We start from the raw sequence: 16,101 nt of genomic DNA, 5'->3' as shown, positions 1-16,101 counted from the left end.
AGCGTTAAACAGTATTACTTTACTACGGATAAATCTGCCATAACTAATTAGTTTTATGCATATTAGTTATTTTGAGGAGTAGTTACTTCCCATCCACCGCCAACAGCTTTGTACAAATTAATTTGACTTGCAAGCAGCGCTTGTTGACCGGTGATCAGTTGTTGCTTTGCGCTATACCATGTTCGCTGAGCGTCGAGCACTTGCAAAAAGCTATCGACCCCTTTATCGTATCGCGCCTGTGATAGGTCATAGGTTATTTTTCGGCTTTGTAGTAGCTGTTCAAGCGCATTTAATTGGGCATTGAAACCTTCTCTATCAGCAAGCACATCAGCAACTTCGCGAAACGCTTGTTGAATTTTTTGCTGATACGTTGCAACAGCAACTTGTTGCTCTGCATTAGCGACATCTAAATTAGCTTGGTTACGTCCCATATTAAAAATAGGTAAATTTACCGACGGTATAAAGCTCCATGTGCCTGACCCTGCATCAAATAAATTACTTAAATCACGTGATGCACTCCCTGCATTGGCTGTTAAACTAATACTTGGGTAAAACGCCGCACGCGCAATACCTATATTGGCATTTGCAGCAAATAATTGGTGCTCAGCCGCTTTTATATCAGGGCGCTGTGTTAGTAAATCAGATGGAAGACCGACAGGAACAGCGGGTAAATCAAGTAATGTGTTCAACTCTTTAGTCGGTAGTAAGTCCTGACTCACCGGTTTACCTACTAATAAATCAAGCGCATTTTTATCACGTTTTAATAAACGCTTATACGTTGCAATATCAACCTTTGCAGTAGCTACGGTACTTTTTAATTGCTCTAGCGTAATTTCAGAGGCAGCACCTAAATCAACACTTTTTTGCGTTAAAGATAAAGACGCTTGCTGCGATGACAATGTCTCTTGAGCCAAAGCAAGTAATTGCTGATCGGTCGCATAATTAAGCCACGCATTTGCCAGTTCAGAAATTAGCGACACCTGCATGCCATATTCACTAAGCTGCGTAGAGTAAAGCGTTTGAAGTGCTTGCTCTGATTGATTACGCACTTTGCCCCATAAATCTAACTCATAAGCGGTCATACCCACAGTTGCACTGTATTGGGAGCTAATTTGAGGCTGACTGCTGGCTGATAAATCAGCAGGTAAACGCTGACGACTTCCCGTCGCGTTTAAATCAAGTGACGGATACAAAGCCGAGTCTTGAATTTGGTATAAACCACGTACTCGCTCTACATTAAGCGCTGCTATTTGCAGATCTTTATTGTGCTCAAGGCTTTGTGATATCAGTGCTTTGAGCTTTTCATCATTAAAAAACTGCTGCCATTTTAATGATGAAACTTGCCCTTTGCCTGCCTCTGATGCATACGCATCAGGGACAGGTAAATTAAGCGCTTCTTGCTGAGGAGCTAACTGACATCCAGATAAAATGGCTAAAGTTAAAGCATTAAAACTGATTGCTCTTACACTCATTATGCTTCCTCCTGCGAGGTAGTTTTAGCTTTTCCTGAAAATAGTCTACGCACTAAAACAAAAAATAAGGGTACAAAAATCACCACCAATGATGAAGCCGCTAGTGTTCCACCAATGATTGAGATACCTAAGGCGTTTTGTGCACCAGAGCCTGCACTGGAGGCTATTGCAAGCGGTAGTACACCACAGATGAATGCCATTGAGGTCATTAAAATAGGGCGTAAACGAAGTCGTACGGCTGCAATGGCTGAATCAACTAAGCTCAGGCCTTCATCCATTTTATGATTAGCAAATTCAACAATTAATATCGCATTTTTAGAGGCAAGCCCTATGGTGGTTAATAAACCAACTTGTAGGTAAATATCATTTGATAAATTACCTAAAAAAGCAGCCATAACAGCCCCCAATATACCCAGAGGTACAATCATCATTACTGCAAATGGGATAGACCAACTTTCATAGAGTGCTGCTAAACACAAAAATACAAATAATAGTGAAAGGCCATAAAGAAGCGGCGCTTGACCACCACTTGAACGTTCTTGGTATGAAATAGCAGTCCATTCAGAGGCAATACCATTAGGTAATTGCTTTACTAAGCGCTCCATTTCATCCATAGCTTCACCTGTACTGTAACCTGGCGCAGCACTACCTTGAATTTCCATAGCTGAAAAACCATTATAGCGCTCTAAACGAGGTGAGCCATAAGACCAATACGAACTAGCAAACGCTGAGAATGGCACCATGTCTCCGTTTTTATTTCGTACATACCACTTATTTAGATCCTCAGGTACCATGCGAGCATCAGCCTTACTTTGCAAATATACCTTTTTAACGCGGCCACGGTCGATAAAATCGTTCACATAACTACTACCCCAAGCAGTCGAAAGTGTACTGTTAATATCACCTTGTGATAAACCAAGCGCTTCAGCTTTTGCAAGGTCAATATCCAGTTGTAATTCAGGCATATCTTCTTGGCCATTAGGACGAACACCTGCCAGGATTGGGCTTTGACTTGCCATACCCAATAACTGATTACGCGCTTTTAATAATTCATCGTGTCCTAAACCAACTCGGTCTTGTAAAAACATATTAAAACCATTCGCAGTGCCAAGTTCAATAATAGCCGGAGGTGGGAATGCAAACACAAACGCCTCTTTTATCGTTGAAAAATAGCCCATGCCTTTTCCTGCAACCGCTCCCACTGATAAATCGTCACGTTGGCGCTCATCCCAGTGCTTTAAGCTCACAAAACCAATGGCTGAGTTTTGTCCTGAGCCTGCAAAACTAAAACCGGTAACCGTGAAAATTGAGGCAACAGCTTCAGATTGCTCTTCTAAATAATGGTTTTCTACTTTTTTAACCACTTCAAGCGTTTGCTCTGTTGTAGAACCTGCTGGCAGCATCACTTGGCTAAACAGAATACCTTGGTCTTCGTCCGGTAAAAACGCAGTGGGTAAGCTTGAAAAAATAGTGACCATACCACCGACAATCAAAACATAACTAAGCAAATAACGTTTAGAGTGCTTGATCATTCGCCCAACAAAGCTTTGTGCACCTCTATTAGTTTTATCAAAACCACGGTTGAAGCCTGAGAAAAAACGGCCAATAAAGGTACCATCAGTATGCACATGACTCGGTTTTAATAACGTAGCACACAATGCAGGTGTTAAAATAAGCGCCACTAATACCGACAATCCCATTGCTGTTACCAGCGTTATAGAAAACTGACGATAAATAACCCCTGTAGAGCCACTAAAAAATGCCATAGGAATAAATACCGCCGACAGCACCATGGCAATACCCACGAGCGCGCCCTTAATTTCATCCATAGACTTTCGCGTTGCTTCGACCGCAGAGAGCTTTTCTTCTGTCATTAAACGTTCTACGTTTTCAACTACCACTATCGCGTCATCGACCAACAGACCAATGGCCAGTACCATGGCAAACATAGTGAGCGTATTAATTGAATACCCAAAGGTAAATAGAACGCCAAATGTACCTAGCAGTACTACAGGCACGGCAATTGTTGGGATAATAGTTGCTCTAAAGTTTTGTAAAAATAAGTACATCACAACAAATACCAAAACAACGGCTTCTATTAATGTATGAACTACTTTTTCAATTGAAAGTGCAACAAAGGGAGTAGTGTCATAAGGCACAACCGCTTCAAGCCCTTGTGGGAAAAAAGGCTTAAGCTCTTCAAGTGCATCCTTTACTCCTTGCGCGGTATCAAGTGCATTAGCGCCACTGGCTAACTTTACACCGAGTCCCGATGCTGGTTTACCATTAAAACGAGCAACCACACCGTAGCTTTCACCGCCAAGTTCAACTTCGGCAACATCTTGTAAGCGAACAACCGAACCATCGCTGTTAGTTTTTACTAAAATATCTCTGAACTGCTCTGGTTTTTGTAATCGACTTTGCGCAGTGACAGTCGCATTAAGCTGCTGCCCAGCAAGTGACGGCATACCACCTAGCTGACCTGCTGACACCTGTGCATTTTGTGCTTTAATTGCTGCTGATACATCGCTGGGGGTTAGCTTATAGTTTTGTAATTTAGCCGGATCGAGCCAAATACGCATTGCATATTGAGAGCCAAACAGCTCCACTTCACCTACACCGTCTACACGCGACACAATGTCTTGCACGTTCGACGATACATAGTCTCCAATATCAATATTAGTCATACTGCCATCTTGCGACACAAAACCAACAACCAGTAAAAAGCTTGATGATGATTTAGCCACTACCACACCTTGGCGCTGTACTTCTTCCGGCAATAATGGCGTAGCGGTCGCTAATTTATTTTGTACTTGAACTTGGGCAATGTCTGGATCGGTCTCGGCATCAAATGTTAATGTCAGCGTTGCTGAACCGCTGGACTGTGAGGTTGATGACATGTATAACAAGCCATCTAAGCCTTTCATTTTTTGCTCAATAACCTGAGTTACCGAGTCTTCTAATGTACGTGCAGATGCACCTGGGTAGTTAGCCGTAATGGTAATCGCTGGCGGCGCAATAGACGGATACTGAGCAACAGGTAGGCTTTTAACGGCAATAATACCCGCAAGCATAACCACAATCGCCAATACCCAAGCAAAAATAGGCCTATCGATAAAAAATCGTGACATAAAACTCTCCGTTATTGGCTGTTATTTGCAGAAGGCTTCACAGCAGTTGCCGTAACAGGTGCACCTGGGCGAATCTTTTGTAGCCCTTCCACAATCAATTGGTCGCCATCGGCTAAGCCTTCGCTCACCAACCAATTAGCGCCTAAAGTTCGCTCTACTTTTAACACACGGCTTTCAACTGTATTGTTTTTGCTAACAACCATAGCTGTAGGTTCACCTTTGGTATTACGGCTCACACCACGTTGTGGGGCTAATATTGCGTCTGACTTAACACCTTCAACCACCTCAGCACGCACATACATACCTGGTAGTAATAGCTTTTCAGGGTTTGGAAACTTAGCACGTAAAGTCACTGACCCAGTACTTGGATCAACGGTCACTTCTGAGAACTGTAATGTACCTTTATGAGGATATACTGAGCCATCTTCCATTATTAGTTCTACATCGGTTTGTGTTGTAGAGTCGACACCTAAAGCACCTGATGCTAGCGCTCTTTTGAGTTTAGTTAGCTCATTACTTGATTGGGTTAAATCAACATAAATGGGGTCAAGTTGCGTAACCGTTGCCAGTGCGCTTGTTTGGCCTGCGCTAACTAATGCGCCTACCGTCACGCTTGATTTACTAATCTGGCCGCTAATTGGCGAAGAAACATGGCTATAATCAAGGTTAATTTGCGCACTTTTTAACTGCGCTTGTGCCGTTAATAATTCTGCAGAGGCTTGCTTAGAAGCAGCATCAGCTTCGTCAAAATCTTGCTGGCTTACGGCTTTAATTGCTAATAACTCTTTATAACGAGACGCTTTAGATTTACTGCTAGCAATACTCGCTTCTGCGCGAGCAACCGCCGCTTTACTGGCGGCTAATTCTGCTTCAAAAATATCAGGGTTGATTTGGTAAAGCGCTTGATCTTTTTCAACCTGAGTACCCTCTTCAAATAAGCGTGATTGCACAATTCCACTTACCTGAGGACGAATTTCAGCAATTTGAAACGCACTTACACGCCCTGGTAATTCTTTTTTAAGTGTTATTGCTTGGCTTTTTAATGTGACAACTCCAACAGGAGTCGCTGCAGGGGCAGAAGCACTGGGTTGCTCAGCTACCTGATCGCAGCCACTTAAAGCAACAGAACCAACGAGGGCTGAAAATACAAAAAAAGCGATGCGGGAGCGCTGCATGTTAAATACCTTTTAGTTTAGAATGAACGATCATTCTAAACTATAGTACAACAATTAAAAATAGCCACTGAGCAACATTTACATATTTTTACAATTGACTATAGTTGTCACCAAATAAACTCAAACAATAGTTTTGCTATATCAGTAACACCCATAAAAAAGGCAGCCAATGCATTGGCTGCCGTTAATCAATAATTTAATTTTAGCGGCTCTTATTCACTACCAGGATTCACCCTAGAGACAAGTAATTGCTCTATACGAATACCTTCTACATCCACTACTTCAAATTTAAAGCCAGAAAATAAAACAAATTCTGCACGTTTGGGAATATGCTTCATGGTATAAATTAAATACCCGGCAACCGTTTCATAATGGTTTTGCTCAGGGAATTCATCAATTTCTAATACCTTAGCTAATTCAACAATAGGTGTTAAACCATCGACCAACCAAGAATTAGCGTCGCGTTCAATGATTAACTCCTCACTTTGATGCGTGATTAAATCACCCATAAAGCCTTTCATTAAATCTTTAACTGTCACTATCCCAACCACTAGCGCATATTCATTGACCACCACAGCAAAAGGATGAACGGCAGTTTTAAACGCATTTAGCGACTCAGATAAGCTCAGTGTTTCTGGTAAGTAAAAAATATCTTTATCAAGCATATCCGCATTAATATTTGCCGCCTCACCTTTAAGCACTTGGCGTAAAATATCTTTTGACTCAACCGAGCCAATTAATTTATCAAGGTTGCCTTTACACACTAAAAAGTGATTATGTGGATGCTCTATAATTTTATTGGCTATATCTTCACTCGACTCATCAATATCAAAGTAAACTATTTGCTCTCGTGGCGACATCACGCTTGATAAAAAGCGCGCTTCTAAATCAAATACATTACCAATTAAGTCATATTCCTGCTGTTGAAGGCTGCCATATTCGGCACCCGCATCCATCATGGCAACAATATCTTCAGTAGTCACTATATCCTCACGCTCACTCGGTACTTTGAATACTCGTAATACTATATTGGTTAAGCCGTTAAAAAATAATACCAGCGGTGTGAGCGCGAAAGTGACCCAACGCATAATTGTAACTACACGCACAGCAACAGCCTCAGGTAAAATCATTGCTAAACGCTTTGGAAGCAAATCAGCAAATAATATGAATAATGAGGTAATAATTAAAAACGACAGTAAAAAGCTAATTTGGCCAAGCAACGGCCCCTGATAAAATAACTGCAGTATTTCTTGCACGTAAGGCGACAATGCCTGCTCACCAACAATCCCACCTAATATGGCAATCGCATTAAGCGTAATTTGGATCATGGCAAAAAAAGCCCCTGGCTGCTCTTGCAGTTTTAAAACCGCCAGAGCTTGCACATTTCCTTCGTCGGCCATAACCCTTAATTTTATTTTGCGTGAAGCGGCGATCGAAATTTCTGACATCGCAAATAACGCACTCATCAAGATTAATAATGCAATCCCGATTAAATCACCCATTTATAACTCCAAAATAATCGCTTTTATTAGCAAAAGCAGCTGGATTATAGCCGCTTTTATAAACAGGGCAATTGATATTTAAAGTTGTGACTCATACAAGGCAAAGGCAGTGCTAAGTTGCTGCTGTAATTCATTCGGTAGGTTTTTGTTACACGCAAAATATAAGGGGGCTTGGTTGGCGTTAATAGGCATCAATGACTCGAGTTGAAGTTCACTTAATAAGTGAGATTGTTCGTGGCTTATTCTCTGCGCAGGTATAACAACCAAATCAATGCTTGAACTTCGTGCTTGAATTATTTTAAAAATATTATCAAAACTATTAAACAGCATTAAGTTTTCGTTTTCTTTAAATCCTTGGGAGAGTAAATAGTGGTGGCTATAGTTATCTTTTAACACTGCAATTCTGTATTGTTTTGCCTGCTCTAGACTTGTTAAAACAATGCCTTTACTTTTAAAAGAATAAAAGTTTGTGTCGAATTGGGCAAGTTTAGCAAACCAAACAAAGCGACTCTCACGCTCAGGTGAGCGTGAAATTGAGAAAATACAGGTTTCGGGATCCCTCAATGCAATATTATAAGTCATACTCCAATCGTGAACTGAAATTGAATAATCAATCCCTGCACTATCAAGCACTAATCGTACTATGTCGGCAGCATCTCCAACTAAATTGTTGTTAGCATCAAGATACTGCGCAGGTGCAAAATTCTCTGTTACAACAGTGAGTTTTGCCGCACAGTGTTGGCTTACAATGAGTAATAATACAAAACACCATTTAATCACAATAACCCGCTCTATTAGATTTAAGACGTCACTTTTTAATAAAAGCCAATTAAATATAGCGGGTTATTTGCAAATAGCCAATTTTTAGCTTTTGAAATTAGCGATTCATTGCATTAATTAAAAACGCCGAAATTTTAGCGCCTTCTCTCAGAGTTGTCTCAGAGCTTGATTGGCCCACTAAAGAGCTGTCAGTAAACGGAGCTATTTCCATCATATCAGCCCCCGTTATAGGGAACTCATCTGCAATCGCTGACAAAATATCAAGCGCGTGCTGTGGCGTTAACCCATTTTCTTCAGGCGTGCCTGTTGCTGATGCAAATTCTGCATCGAGGGCATCAATATCAAAGCTCACATACACTTCATCAACCTTGTCTGCTTTTAACTGCGCAATCGCATCTGCAGCAACCGCAGCTGCACCACGCTCTATAATTTCAGCAGCCCAGTGTTGTTTAACGCCAAAAGTACTTTCCCAATGTGATTTAGGTTTGCCACTTGAGCGAATACCAAATTGGATTAAATGATGCGGCGCTGGTAAGAATTCTAAAATATGTGTACACCAAGAGCCAAAACATAAGTCGATACCTAAACGCTCTACGAGTAAGTCGGTGTGAGCATCGAAATGAATAATTGCCGTACGTTTGCCTTGCTCACGTTTAGCTTTTAAGTACGCTTTTGTTAACGGGTAGCTAATTGAGTGGTCGCCACCAATACCAAAAATACCTTTGTCTTGGAATGTCGCATAAAAGCTGTCACACACATCTTCAGTAATTGACAATGGGCTCACATAATGATCATTATTGTCATTACCGTACAGCGCTTTTTGGCAGTTGGTAATAGTGGCCTCATTTAAATACTTATCATGTAATAAATGCGGTATTACGCGTACATCACCTAAATCAAACGAACGACATTGTGTTTGTTGATCTATCAGTGCTGAGCGTAAAAATAAAGGCCCCCAATTAGCGCCACGTAAAATTCCACCACCGCAATCAGAGCTAATGCCTAACATTACTGCTTTGTGTGGTGAATTAGGCAGCTCGTTAAGTGAGTCACGCCATAAAACATCGACATTTTCAGTTTGTCCATATAATTTATTTCTTAGCGCTGCTTTGCGTTCTTTAGCCGTATTGACCGTAAAAACACCGTCGCCAGGCGCACATAGACAGTGCTCAACTTTATTTTTAAATGCTTGAAATTGTGTGCTCATTGTAAACCCTTTTTCAATCTGAATATCTTGTCTATTATTGAGTAGTTATGCAAAACATCACACGCTGAATTAATTCCAGATTATTCGCATAGTGTGCTAAAAATTACAGTGAACTTTATTTTGCTCGCTTAGGTTAGTGGTAAATAAAAACCAAGCTTTCTTACTAACCCAATGAATATAAACAATTTAAAATACAGCTATCGGCTCTTTAGCCTAGCTATTGGTTTGCTATGAAGTATGAATATAGTGTCTGAGCAAACAAGTCAACTGGCTCATTTTGTTCGTAATTTTAGTCATTGATTGAATATTCAGAGTTGGTGAATAAATCAAATTAAGTCGATACGGACATCCGTCCTGTACTTAATTTTCATTTCTCGTAATCATGGTAAATTGACAACAATTTTTATTAAAAAGGCTTAGTTATGGAAAAGGTATTTCACTTAGGACTGTGTATTGATGACTTAAAAGGTGCAAAACTAGCTATAGTTCCAGGCGATCCAGATCGTGCAGCACGTATTTCACAGTTCTTAGATAATCCTACCTGCCTTGCTCAAACGCGTGAGTTTCACATTTATTTAGGCCAATTAAACGGTCACTCTGTAGTAATATGTTCGACTGGTATCGGCGGCCCTTCAACGTCAATTGCCGTTGAAGAACTGGCACAACTTGGCGTACGAAGCTTTCTTCGCATTGGCACAACAGGTGCTATTCAACCGCACATTAATGAAGGCGATATTCTAATTAGCCAAGCTTCGGTTCGCTTAGATGGTGCGAGTCAGCATTTTGCCCCGCTATGCTACCCTGCCGTATCTGATTTTTTTGCCACTCAAGCCATGGTAAAAGCCTGTGAAAACCTTAATATCGATTTCCATATTGGTATAACCGCTTCGAGCGACACCTTCTACCCAGGTCAAGAGCGCTACGATACACACTCTGGCTACGTACCTAAGTCACTACAAGGTAGCTGTGAAGAATGGCAAAAATTGGGCGTAATGAACTACGAAATGGAATCGGCCACTTTATTTACCATGTGTGCCGCGCTTGGTTTACAAGCTGCTTGTGTTGCTGGTGTATTAGTAAATAGAACACGTCAAGAAATACCTAACGTGGACCACGGCGAGATTGAGAAAAAATCTGTTGCCGTGGTACTTGAAGCCGCTAAAGTATTACTTGGTTAATGTTGCGCTAATAACCTCAAGTGTTGGCAAGCCAGTAAAGCTTGCTAACACGGCTTTTGCTACCCCTGATTGGTTTGCGTGACCAGTAGTTTCTAACAAAGTAATTGATTTTACTGTTTGTTTATCAAAGCTTAATCCTGCTAAAAATAGCTGACTCACTGCGCTTTGCAGTGGCGATAAACTTGGGCTATACGCTGCATTTTCAGCATAACTGCCATAAAAGTCACCATTTTCAAAGGTACTTATTTTTACCGCACTGTAATTTTGACTGTATGGAACATAAGCCGCTAAAGCAAAACTCAGCAGCTTGTCATCAAGCTTTGTCTCTTCAAAGCGCTTAGTTTGCTCTACTGGGTTAAATAAGCTGTGCTCATTGCCTAAATCTGTTGGCCCAAATGAATGCGGTAACAGCTCTGCTAATTTAAAATTTTGTGCTGGCAGTAAAATATCAAGCTCTCTGGCATCCGCCAGTTCATTCATAAACTGACGGCAATACCCACATGGTGCATCACTAATGGCTATTTTTAGCACTTTCTTAGCGCCATTTAACCACGCATTATTAATTGCTGATTGCTCACCATGCACCACTAAACTAAGTGCTTGATGATCAAACTCAGTATTGGCACCAAAGTAAAAAGTAGTATGTCCTTGTGAGTCGAGCCCTTTTACAATTGCGCCGACATGAAACTTGGAAATAGGTGCAACCGAAAACTCAGAAGCCAACGGCACTAGACCTTGCAATAAGGTATCTTCGCTGACATTAAGTTCGGTGCAAAGCGCTTTAATATCGCTTGAATGTAAAATACCGCGTTGAGTTTTTAATTGACTACGTAGTGCTTGCGTTTGCGCTACGTTTAATGAGATGTGTGAATTGCTAAGTGCTGTATTATGTTGCACTTTAAAAGTTGCTGAAGCCATAATAGTTTTTATTTGTTCAATGGCTAAGTAGTGTAAAAGGTTGGCAAACTAAATACCAGCCTATTCAACGTAAAAAAAGGGAACACGTCGCGTGTTCCCTTTTTTGTTTTACTAAAATAAAAATTAACCTGTATTTCGCATACCCGCTGCAATCCCCGTCATGGTGATCATTAAGGCATTATCTATATCGCTTTCATTACCTTTATCATCGCCACGAGAGCGACGTAATAACTCAACCTGTAACACGTTCAGTGGGTCGGTGTACGGATTTCTAAGCCCAATAGACTCTTTGATCCAAGGTTGATCGGCTAATAGACTTTTTTGCGGGCTCAATGATTGCACTAAGGTTATCGCCTCTGCTAATTCCTCACGTAAGGCAACACCTAAAGGTTTATACATGTCTTCCACCAGCGCATTATCGTAGTGCTCACTTAACCAGCTATCCGCTTTACTAAATACCATTTCTAGCATTTCTAAACGAGCTCGAAAGAAAGGCCATTGCAAACTCATTTCGCTTAGGGTTTCAATCCCATATTTTTCAAGCGCTGCTTTAAGTCCGCTTAATGCGCCTAACCATGCAGGTAACATTAAACGATTTTGACTCCACGCAAATATCCACGGAATTGCGCGTAAGCTCTCTACCCCACCATTAGGATTACGTTTAGCTGGCCTTGAACCTAATGGCAATTTAGATAGCTCCAATTCTGGTGTTGCCATTCTGAAGTAAGGTACAAAGTTTTCATCGTGGCGTACAACATTGCGGTAGTGCTCACACGATACATCACTAATTAATGCCATAACTTCGCGCCATTCATCTTTGGGCTCTGGCGGTGGTAATAAGTTACTTTGCAGCACCGCACCTGCGTATATATTTAAGCTTTGCAATGCCACATTGGGTAAGCCAAATTTAAAGCGGATCATTTCGCCTTGCTCTGTCACCCTAAGGCCCCCTTTGAGTGAACCCGGTGGCTGCGAATGCAAGGCTTGTGCAGCAGGTGCACCGCCTCGACCAACCGTGCCTCCACGACCATGAAATAAAACCAGCTCAATACCGCGTTCATCCGCCAGTTGCACTAACTTGTCCATTGCCTCATATTGTGCCCAGCCAGCAGCCATCATACCCGCATCTTTGGCTGAGTCTGAATAACCAATCATCACATTTTGAGTATTTTTAATATGACCTCGGTACCACTCATTATTAAGCAATGTAGTAATAACATTATGACCATCGTTTAAATCATCCAAGGTCTCGAATAATGGCGCCACGGGTAGTTCAAAACCGCAGCCTGACTCTTTAAGTAATAACTGCACCGCTAAAATATCAGAAGCTGTTCGGGCCATAGAAATAATATATAAACCAAAGGTTTTTGCATCTTGCTGCGCAATAACATCAAAGGTGTCGAGCACCTCTTGCACTTCAGGGCTAGGTTGCCAATGCTTAGGAATAAGCGGACGACGAGAATTAAGCTCAGCAAGTAAAAAAGCCTGCTTATCTTGCTCTTGCCATTGGTTGTAGTCGCCAATACCTAAGTAACGAGTTAGCTCAGAAAATACATCACTGTGTCTCGACGAATCTTGGCGCACGTCTAGTTTTGCCAAACGCAGTCCAAAGCTATTTACTCGGTGGATCATATCCAGTAGTAAGCCATTGGCCACTACTTGCATGTTGCACTTTAATAAAGAGCGATAACATGCCTCAATAGGGTGCTTAATTTGATTAATATCGGTGATTAAATCTTGAGATTCAGTGCGCTTATTTTTAATTTTAGCGCTTAAATGCATCACCGTTTCTGCAACTTGGTTTTTAACATCTTTCAAAACAGCACGGTACGGTTCAAACTCTTGCCCAGCCAATTTAATGAGCTCATCGCTGGCATCCGACATAGAAAGTTCAGCACAGAGCGTTTCTAAATCACGCTGGTATAAATCCAGTGCCATCCAACGGCCATGGTCGAGCACTTGCTTGGTTACTTCGGCGGTTACAAACGGGTTACCATCACGATCTCCCCCCATCCAAGAAGTAAATTCTATCGGGCTGTAATCTGCTGGCAACTCTAAGCTTAAATGCTGTTTTACATGCTGGCTAAACTCACGTAGAAAACGTGGCACAGCTTCCCATAAACTGTTTTCAATGACTGCGTAGCCCCATTTAGCCTCATCTACAGGGCTTGGGCGTGAACGACGAATATCGTCCGTATGCCATGCTTGGCTAATTAACTGCGCAATACGGTTTAATATTGCTTCGCGTTCTTGCGCAAGATTGTCGGTACGCTCAAGCGATGCTAAACAATCGCTAAGTTCAACATGTTTATTAATAATAGTACGACGAGTCACCTCGGTTGGGTGTGCTGTTAGTACTAAGTTTATGTGGAGTTTTGAGAGGGTATCAGCTAAATGATTATGATTAAGCTGACCTTGTTCGGCCTTTGCTGCTAACGTTTTTAATGTTTGAGTGAGAGGGTTTAGTTGGCAAAAACCAACATCATTAAAACGTGATACAGTGTGAAACTGCTCTGCAACATTCGCTAAGTTTAAAAAATGATTAAATGAACGGGCAACCGGTAAAAGCTCTTCATCACTAAGCGCATGTAGTACATCTATAAGCGCTTTACGATCAGCTTCATTACCACTGCGAGATGATTTTGATAAAGCCCGAATCTCTTCTACTTTATCTAAAATATCTTGTCCTTGAGCATCTTTAATAGTTTGTCCTAATAATTGCCCAAGTAAATTTACATTACCTCGCAAGGCGGCATATTGTTCACTCATTTTTAGCTCTCCTTTGTTTCTTTGAGACCTATTAATATCATTATGTTTACTTATTTAATAGATCCATTTGCACCTGCATGTCGTAAAAAAGCATATGTAAAATAAACACAAAGCGATGACATGATCATTTTTTACGATGGTAATTGCCCCCTTTGCAATGCAGAGATGCAGCATTTAAAACGTGCCGATGTTGATCATAAAGTTACACTTGAAGATTTAAATGCTGATAACTTTAATGCGCGTTTTCCCGCAATCAATAAGCAATACGCCATGAATATACTGCATGCCCAAACTGATAATGGGCAGATGATTTACGGCTTAGATGTGACTTATCAAGCTTGGCGTACTGTTGGCAAATATCCTTGGCTTAAAATTATTCGTTTGCCCGTCATTCGTTTTTTTGCCGATCATGCTTATACTTTCTTTGCAAAATACCGTCATCAAATTAGTCGTTTTTTAATGCCTAATGCACAGTGCAACTCAGGTCAATGTAATATCAAAAACAAAGGTGAAAAATGAAAACAGTGATTTTATTTGGTGCCAGTAGCGCCATTGCCCAATCTTACGTTAATCACTTAAACCAACAAGCAACACAATTTAATATTATTTGTGTCAGCTCATCGAACATTAATCACAGCGATATAAACGTAACCTATTTTCAGAGCGACTATTCAGCGCAAAGCCTAAACGAGCTAACCGAGTCGTTAAAATCCCAGCAAGTAGATATAGCTCAAGTGATTATATTTAATGGTCAATTACACAACGACCAGCACATGCCAGAAAAAAAGCTTGAAGAAATCAACAGTGATTATTTTATGCAGCTTATGCACTCTAATACGCTTGTACCCCTGCTGTGTTTACAAAGTATAGTGCCGCTGCTTAACCACAAAACTCACTGCACAATTACCGCTCTGAGCGCTCGTGTAGGTAGTATTAACGACAATAAATTAGGTGGTTGGTATACCTATCGCGCATCAAAATCAGCACTTAATATGCTATTTAAAACAGCCGCCATTGAGCTTGCTCGTCGCGCTAAAAATACTAAACTGATTTTATTTCACCCAGGTACCACAGATACACAGCTTTCTAAGCCATTTCAGAAAAATGTTCCTGCAGATAAACTGTTTACCCCTGAGTTTGTTGCCCAGCAATTATTTAAATTTACTTACGAAAATCCACAATTAGAACTTAACAACGAACCTGCCTACCTAGATTGGCAAGGAAACACCATAAAATGGTAAGGAATTAACACATGCATTTTTCCAAAGACCGCATAGCTGCGCTTGAAAAGCACACACGTACGCATTTTATAAATTCATTGTCAGGGTTTAAAAGTGCTAACTTAATTGGCACACAGGATGAGCAAGGTAATACCAATTTAGCCATCGTTAGTTCGGTTATTCATTTAGGCGCACATCCACCACTTGTTGGCATGATCATGCGCCCGCACAGCGTACCAAGGCATACATTTGAAAATATTATAGAAACAGGCGTTTACACTATTAATCAAGTAAATAGTGACATTTACCAGCAAGCGCACCAAACCTCGGCACGTTACGCTAAAGATGAATCTGAGTTTGATGCAACGGGGTTAAAAACAGAATACTTAAATGAGTTTAACGCTCCCTTTGTTGCACAAAGTCGACTTAAATACGCGGTAAAATTTGTAGAGAATCAACATTTAGCTGTTAATGGCACCGAGCTGGTTATTGGTGAAATAATGGATGTATATGTGGATGAATCAGCACTCCAAAGTGATGGTTTTTTAGATTTACAAGCCATTGATACAGTTGCAGTAACCGGTTTAGATAGTTACCACACGGCAAATAAGCTCACTCGCTTACCCTATGCAAAAAAATAGCCCGAGGTTATCAAGTCCTCCAATAAGCGACTTGATAACTCCCCCCCTTTTTTTGAGCCCCTTGTTCACTAATCGCAATTAGTTTGAATTTAAACTGTTAAACCTACA

At 41.0% G+C, this 16,101-nt stretch carries 12 protein-coding genes; 4 read left to right on the top strand and 8 right to left on the bottom strand.

Features of this window, described 5'->3' with window-relative positions; all coding sequences use genetic code 11:
- Window positions 1-62 precede the first annotated feature (62 nt).
- From ACZ5WS_RS16390 to ACZ5WS_RS16365, 6 genes are all read right to left on the bottom strand, one after another.
- Window positions 63-1,472, bottom strand: a complete 1,410-nt coding sequence (locus ACZ5WS_RS16390; RefSeq protein WP_138606856.1) for an efflux transporter outer membrane subunit — start codon at window positions 1,470-1,472, stop codon at window positions 63-65.
- The gene (locus ACZ5WS_RS16385; RefSeq protein ID WP_198522704.1) at window positions 1,472-4,603 is read right to left on the bottom strand and encodes an efflux RND transporter permease subunit; all 3,132 of its coding nucleotides are present in this window, start codon (window positions 4,601-4,603) and stop codon (window positions 1,472-1,474) included. Before ACZ5WS_RS16385 ends, ACZ5WS_RS16390 begins: the two co-directional genes overlap by 1 nt.
- Before the next feature lie 11 nt (window positions 4,604-4,614).
- Window positions 4,615-5,778, bottom strand: a complete 1,164-nt coding sequence (locus ACZ5WS_RS16380; RefSeq protein ID WP_138606852.1) for an efflux RND transporter periplasmic adaptor subunit — start codon at window positions 5,776-5,778, stop codon at window positions 4,615-4,617.
- A gap of 212 nt (window positions 5,779-5,990) precedes the next feature.
- A complete protein-coding gene (paeA, locus tag ACZ5WS_RS16375; protein ID WP_464711998.1) occupies window positions 5,991-7,280 on the bottom strand; it encodes a polyamine export protein PaeA in 1,290 nt (429 codons plus the stop codon).
- Between the two features lie 78 nt (window positions 7,281-7,358).
- Entirely contained in the window at window positions 7,359-8,060 is a 702-nt protein-coding gene (locus ACZ5WS_RS16370) for a substrate-binding periplasmic protein (RefSeq protein ID WP_138606848.1), read from the bottom strand.
- Window positions 8,061-8,157: 97 nt separating this feature from the next.
- A complete protein-coding gene (locus tag ACZ5WS_RS16365; protein ID WP_138606846.1) occupies window positions 8,158-9,267 on the bottom strand; it encodes an arginase family protein in 1,110 nt (369 codons plus the stop codon).
- Window positions 9,268-9,689: 422 nt separating this feature from the next.
- On the opposite strand from ACZ5WS_RS16365, the gene udp reads away from it, so the two are divergent.
- On the top strand, window positions 9,690-10,445 hold the full coding sequence (gene udp / locus ACZ5WS_RS16360) for a uridine phosphorylase (RefSeq protein WP_138606844.1): 756 nt from the start codon (window positions 9,690-9,692) through the stop codon (window positions 10,443-10,445).
- Here udp and cdd read toward each other — a convergent pair.
- Both cdd and ppc read right to left on the bottom strand, forming a co-directional pair.
- Complete coding sequence (gene cdd / locus ACZ5WS_RS16355) at window positions 10,434-11,363, bottom strand: cytidine deaminase (RefSeq protein ID WP_464711995.1); 930 nt, start codon at window positions 11,361-11,363, stop codon at window positions 10,434-10,436. The two genes, udp and cdd, sit on opposite strands and share 12 nt — an antisense overlap.
- 123 nt (window positions 11,364-11,486) lie before the next feature.
- Window positions 11,487-14,132 (bottom strand): phosphoenolpyruvate carboxylase, encoded by a 2,646-nt coding sequence (gene ppc, locus ACZ5WS_RS16350; protein WP_138606840.1) that lies wholly within the window; start codon window positions 14,130-14,132, stop codon window positions 11,487-11,489.
- A 120-nt stretch (window positions 14,133-14,252) separates the two neighbouring features.
- Between ppc and ACZ5WS_RS16345 the strand changes: the two genes are divergently transcribed.
- Genes ACZ5WS_RS16345 through ACZ5WS_RS16335 form a run of 3 tightly spaced genes read left to right on the top strand, consistent with a single transcriptional unit; the run spans window position 14,253 to window position 15,993 of the window.
- Complete coding sequence (locus ACZ5WS_RS16345; RefSeq protein ID WP_464711994.1) at window positions 14,253-14,651, top strand: thiol-disulfide oxidoreductase DCC family protein; 399 nt, start codon at window positions 14,253-14,255, stop codon at window positions 14,649-14,651.
- A complete protein-coding gene (locus ACZ5WS_RS16340) occupies window positions 14,648-15,373 on the top strand; it encodes an SDR family NAD(P)-dependent oxidoreductase (RefSeq protein ID WP_464711992.1) in 726 nt (241 codons plus the stop codon). The genes ACZ5WS_RS16345 and ACZ5WS_RS16340 overlap by 4 nt, the downstream gene beginning before the upstream one ends.
- 11 nt (window positions 15,374-15,384) lie before the next feature.
- The gene (locus tag ACZ5WS_RS16335; RefSeq protein WP_054201270.1) at window positions 15,385-15,993 is read left to right on the top strand and encodes a flavin reductase family protein; all 609 of its coding nucleotides are present in this window, start codon (window positions 15,385-15,387) and stop codon (window positions 15,991-15,993) included.
- Window positions 15,994-16,101: the final 108 nt, after the last annotated feature.

This window comes from Pseudoalteromonas sp. 11L1 (assembly GCF_055397545.1).
Note: the sequence above shows the minus strand (reverse complement) of the source record. Positions and strands in the feature narration are given on the sequence as shown.

Coding starts and splice junctions, on each gene's coding strand:
- ACZ5WS_RS16365 (WP_138606846.1), bottom strand. CDS start 9,267: ATGAGCACACAATTTCAAGCATTTAAAAATAAAGTTGAGCACTGTCTA.
- paeA (WP_464711998.1), bottom strand. CDS start 7,280: ATGGGTGATTTAATCGGGATTGCATTATTAATCTTGATGAGTGCGTTA.
- ppc (WP_138606840.1), bottom strand. CDS start 14,132: ATGAGTGAACAATATGCCGCCTTGCGAGGTAATGTAAATTTACTTGGG.
- cdd (WP_464711995.1), bottom strand. CDS start 11,363: ATGGCTTCAGCAACTTTTAAAGTGCAACATAATACAGCACTTAGCAAT.
- ACZ5WS_RS16385 (WP_198522704.1), bottom strand. CDS start 4,603: ATGTCACGATTTTTTATCGATAGGCCTATTTTTGCTTGGGTATTGGCG.
- ACZ5WS_RS16345 (WP_464711994.1), top strand. CDS start 14,253: ATGATCATTTTTTACGATGGTAATTGCCCCCTTTGCAATGCAGAGATG.
- ACZ5WS_RS16380 (WP_138606852.1), bottom strand. CDS start 5,778: ATGCAGCGCTCCCGCATCGCTTTTTTTGTATTTTCAGCCCTCGTTGGT.
- udp (WP_138606844.1), top strand. CDS start 9,690: ATGGAAAAGGTATTTCACTTAGGACTGTGTATTGATGACTTAAAAGGT.
- ACZ5WS_RS16340 (WP_464711992.1), top strand. CDS start 14,648: ATGAAAACAGTGATTTTATTTGGTGCCAGTAGCGCCATTGCCCAATCT.
- ACZ5WS_RS16335 (WP_054201270.1), top strand. CDS start 15,385: ATGCATTTTTCCAAAGACCGCATAGCTGCGCTTGAAAAGCACACACGT.
- ACZ5WS_RS16390 (WP_138606856.1), bottom strand. CDS start 1,472: ATGAGTGTAAGAGCAATCAGTTTTAATGCTTTAACTTTAGCCATTTTA.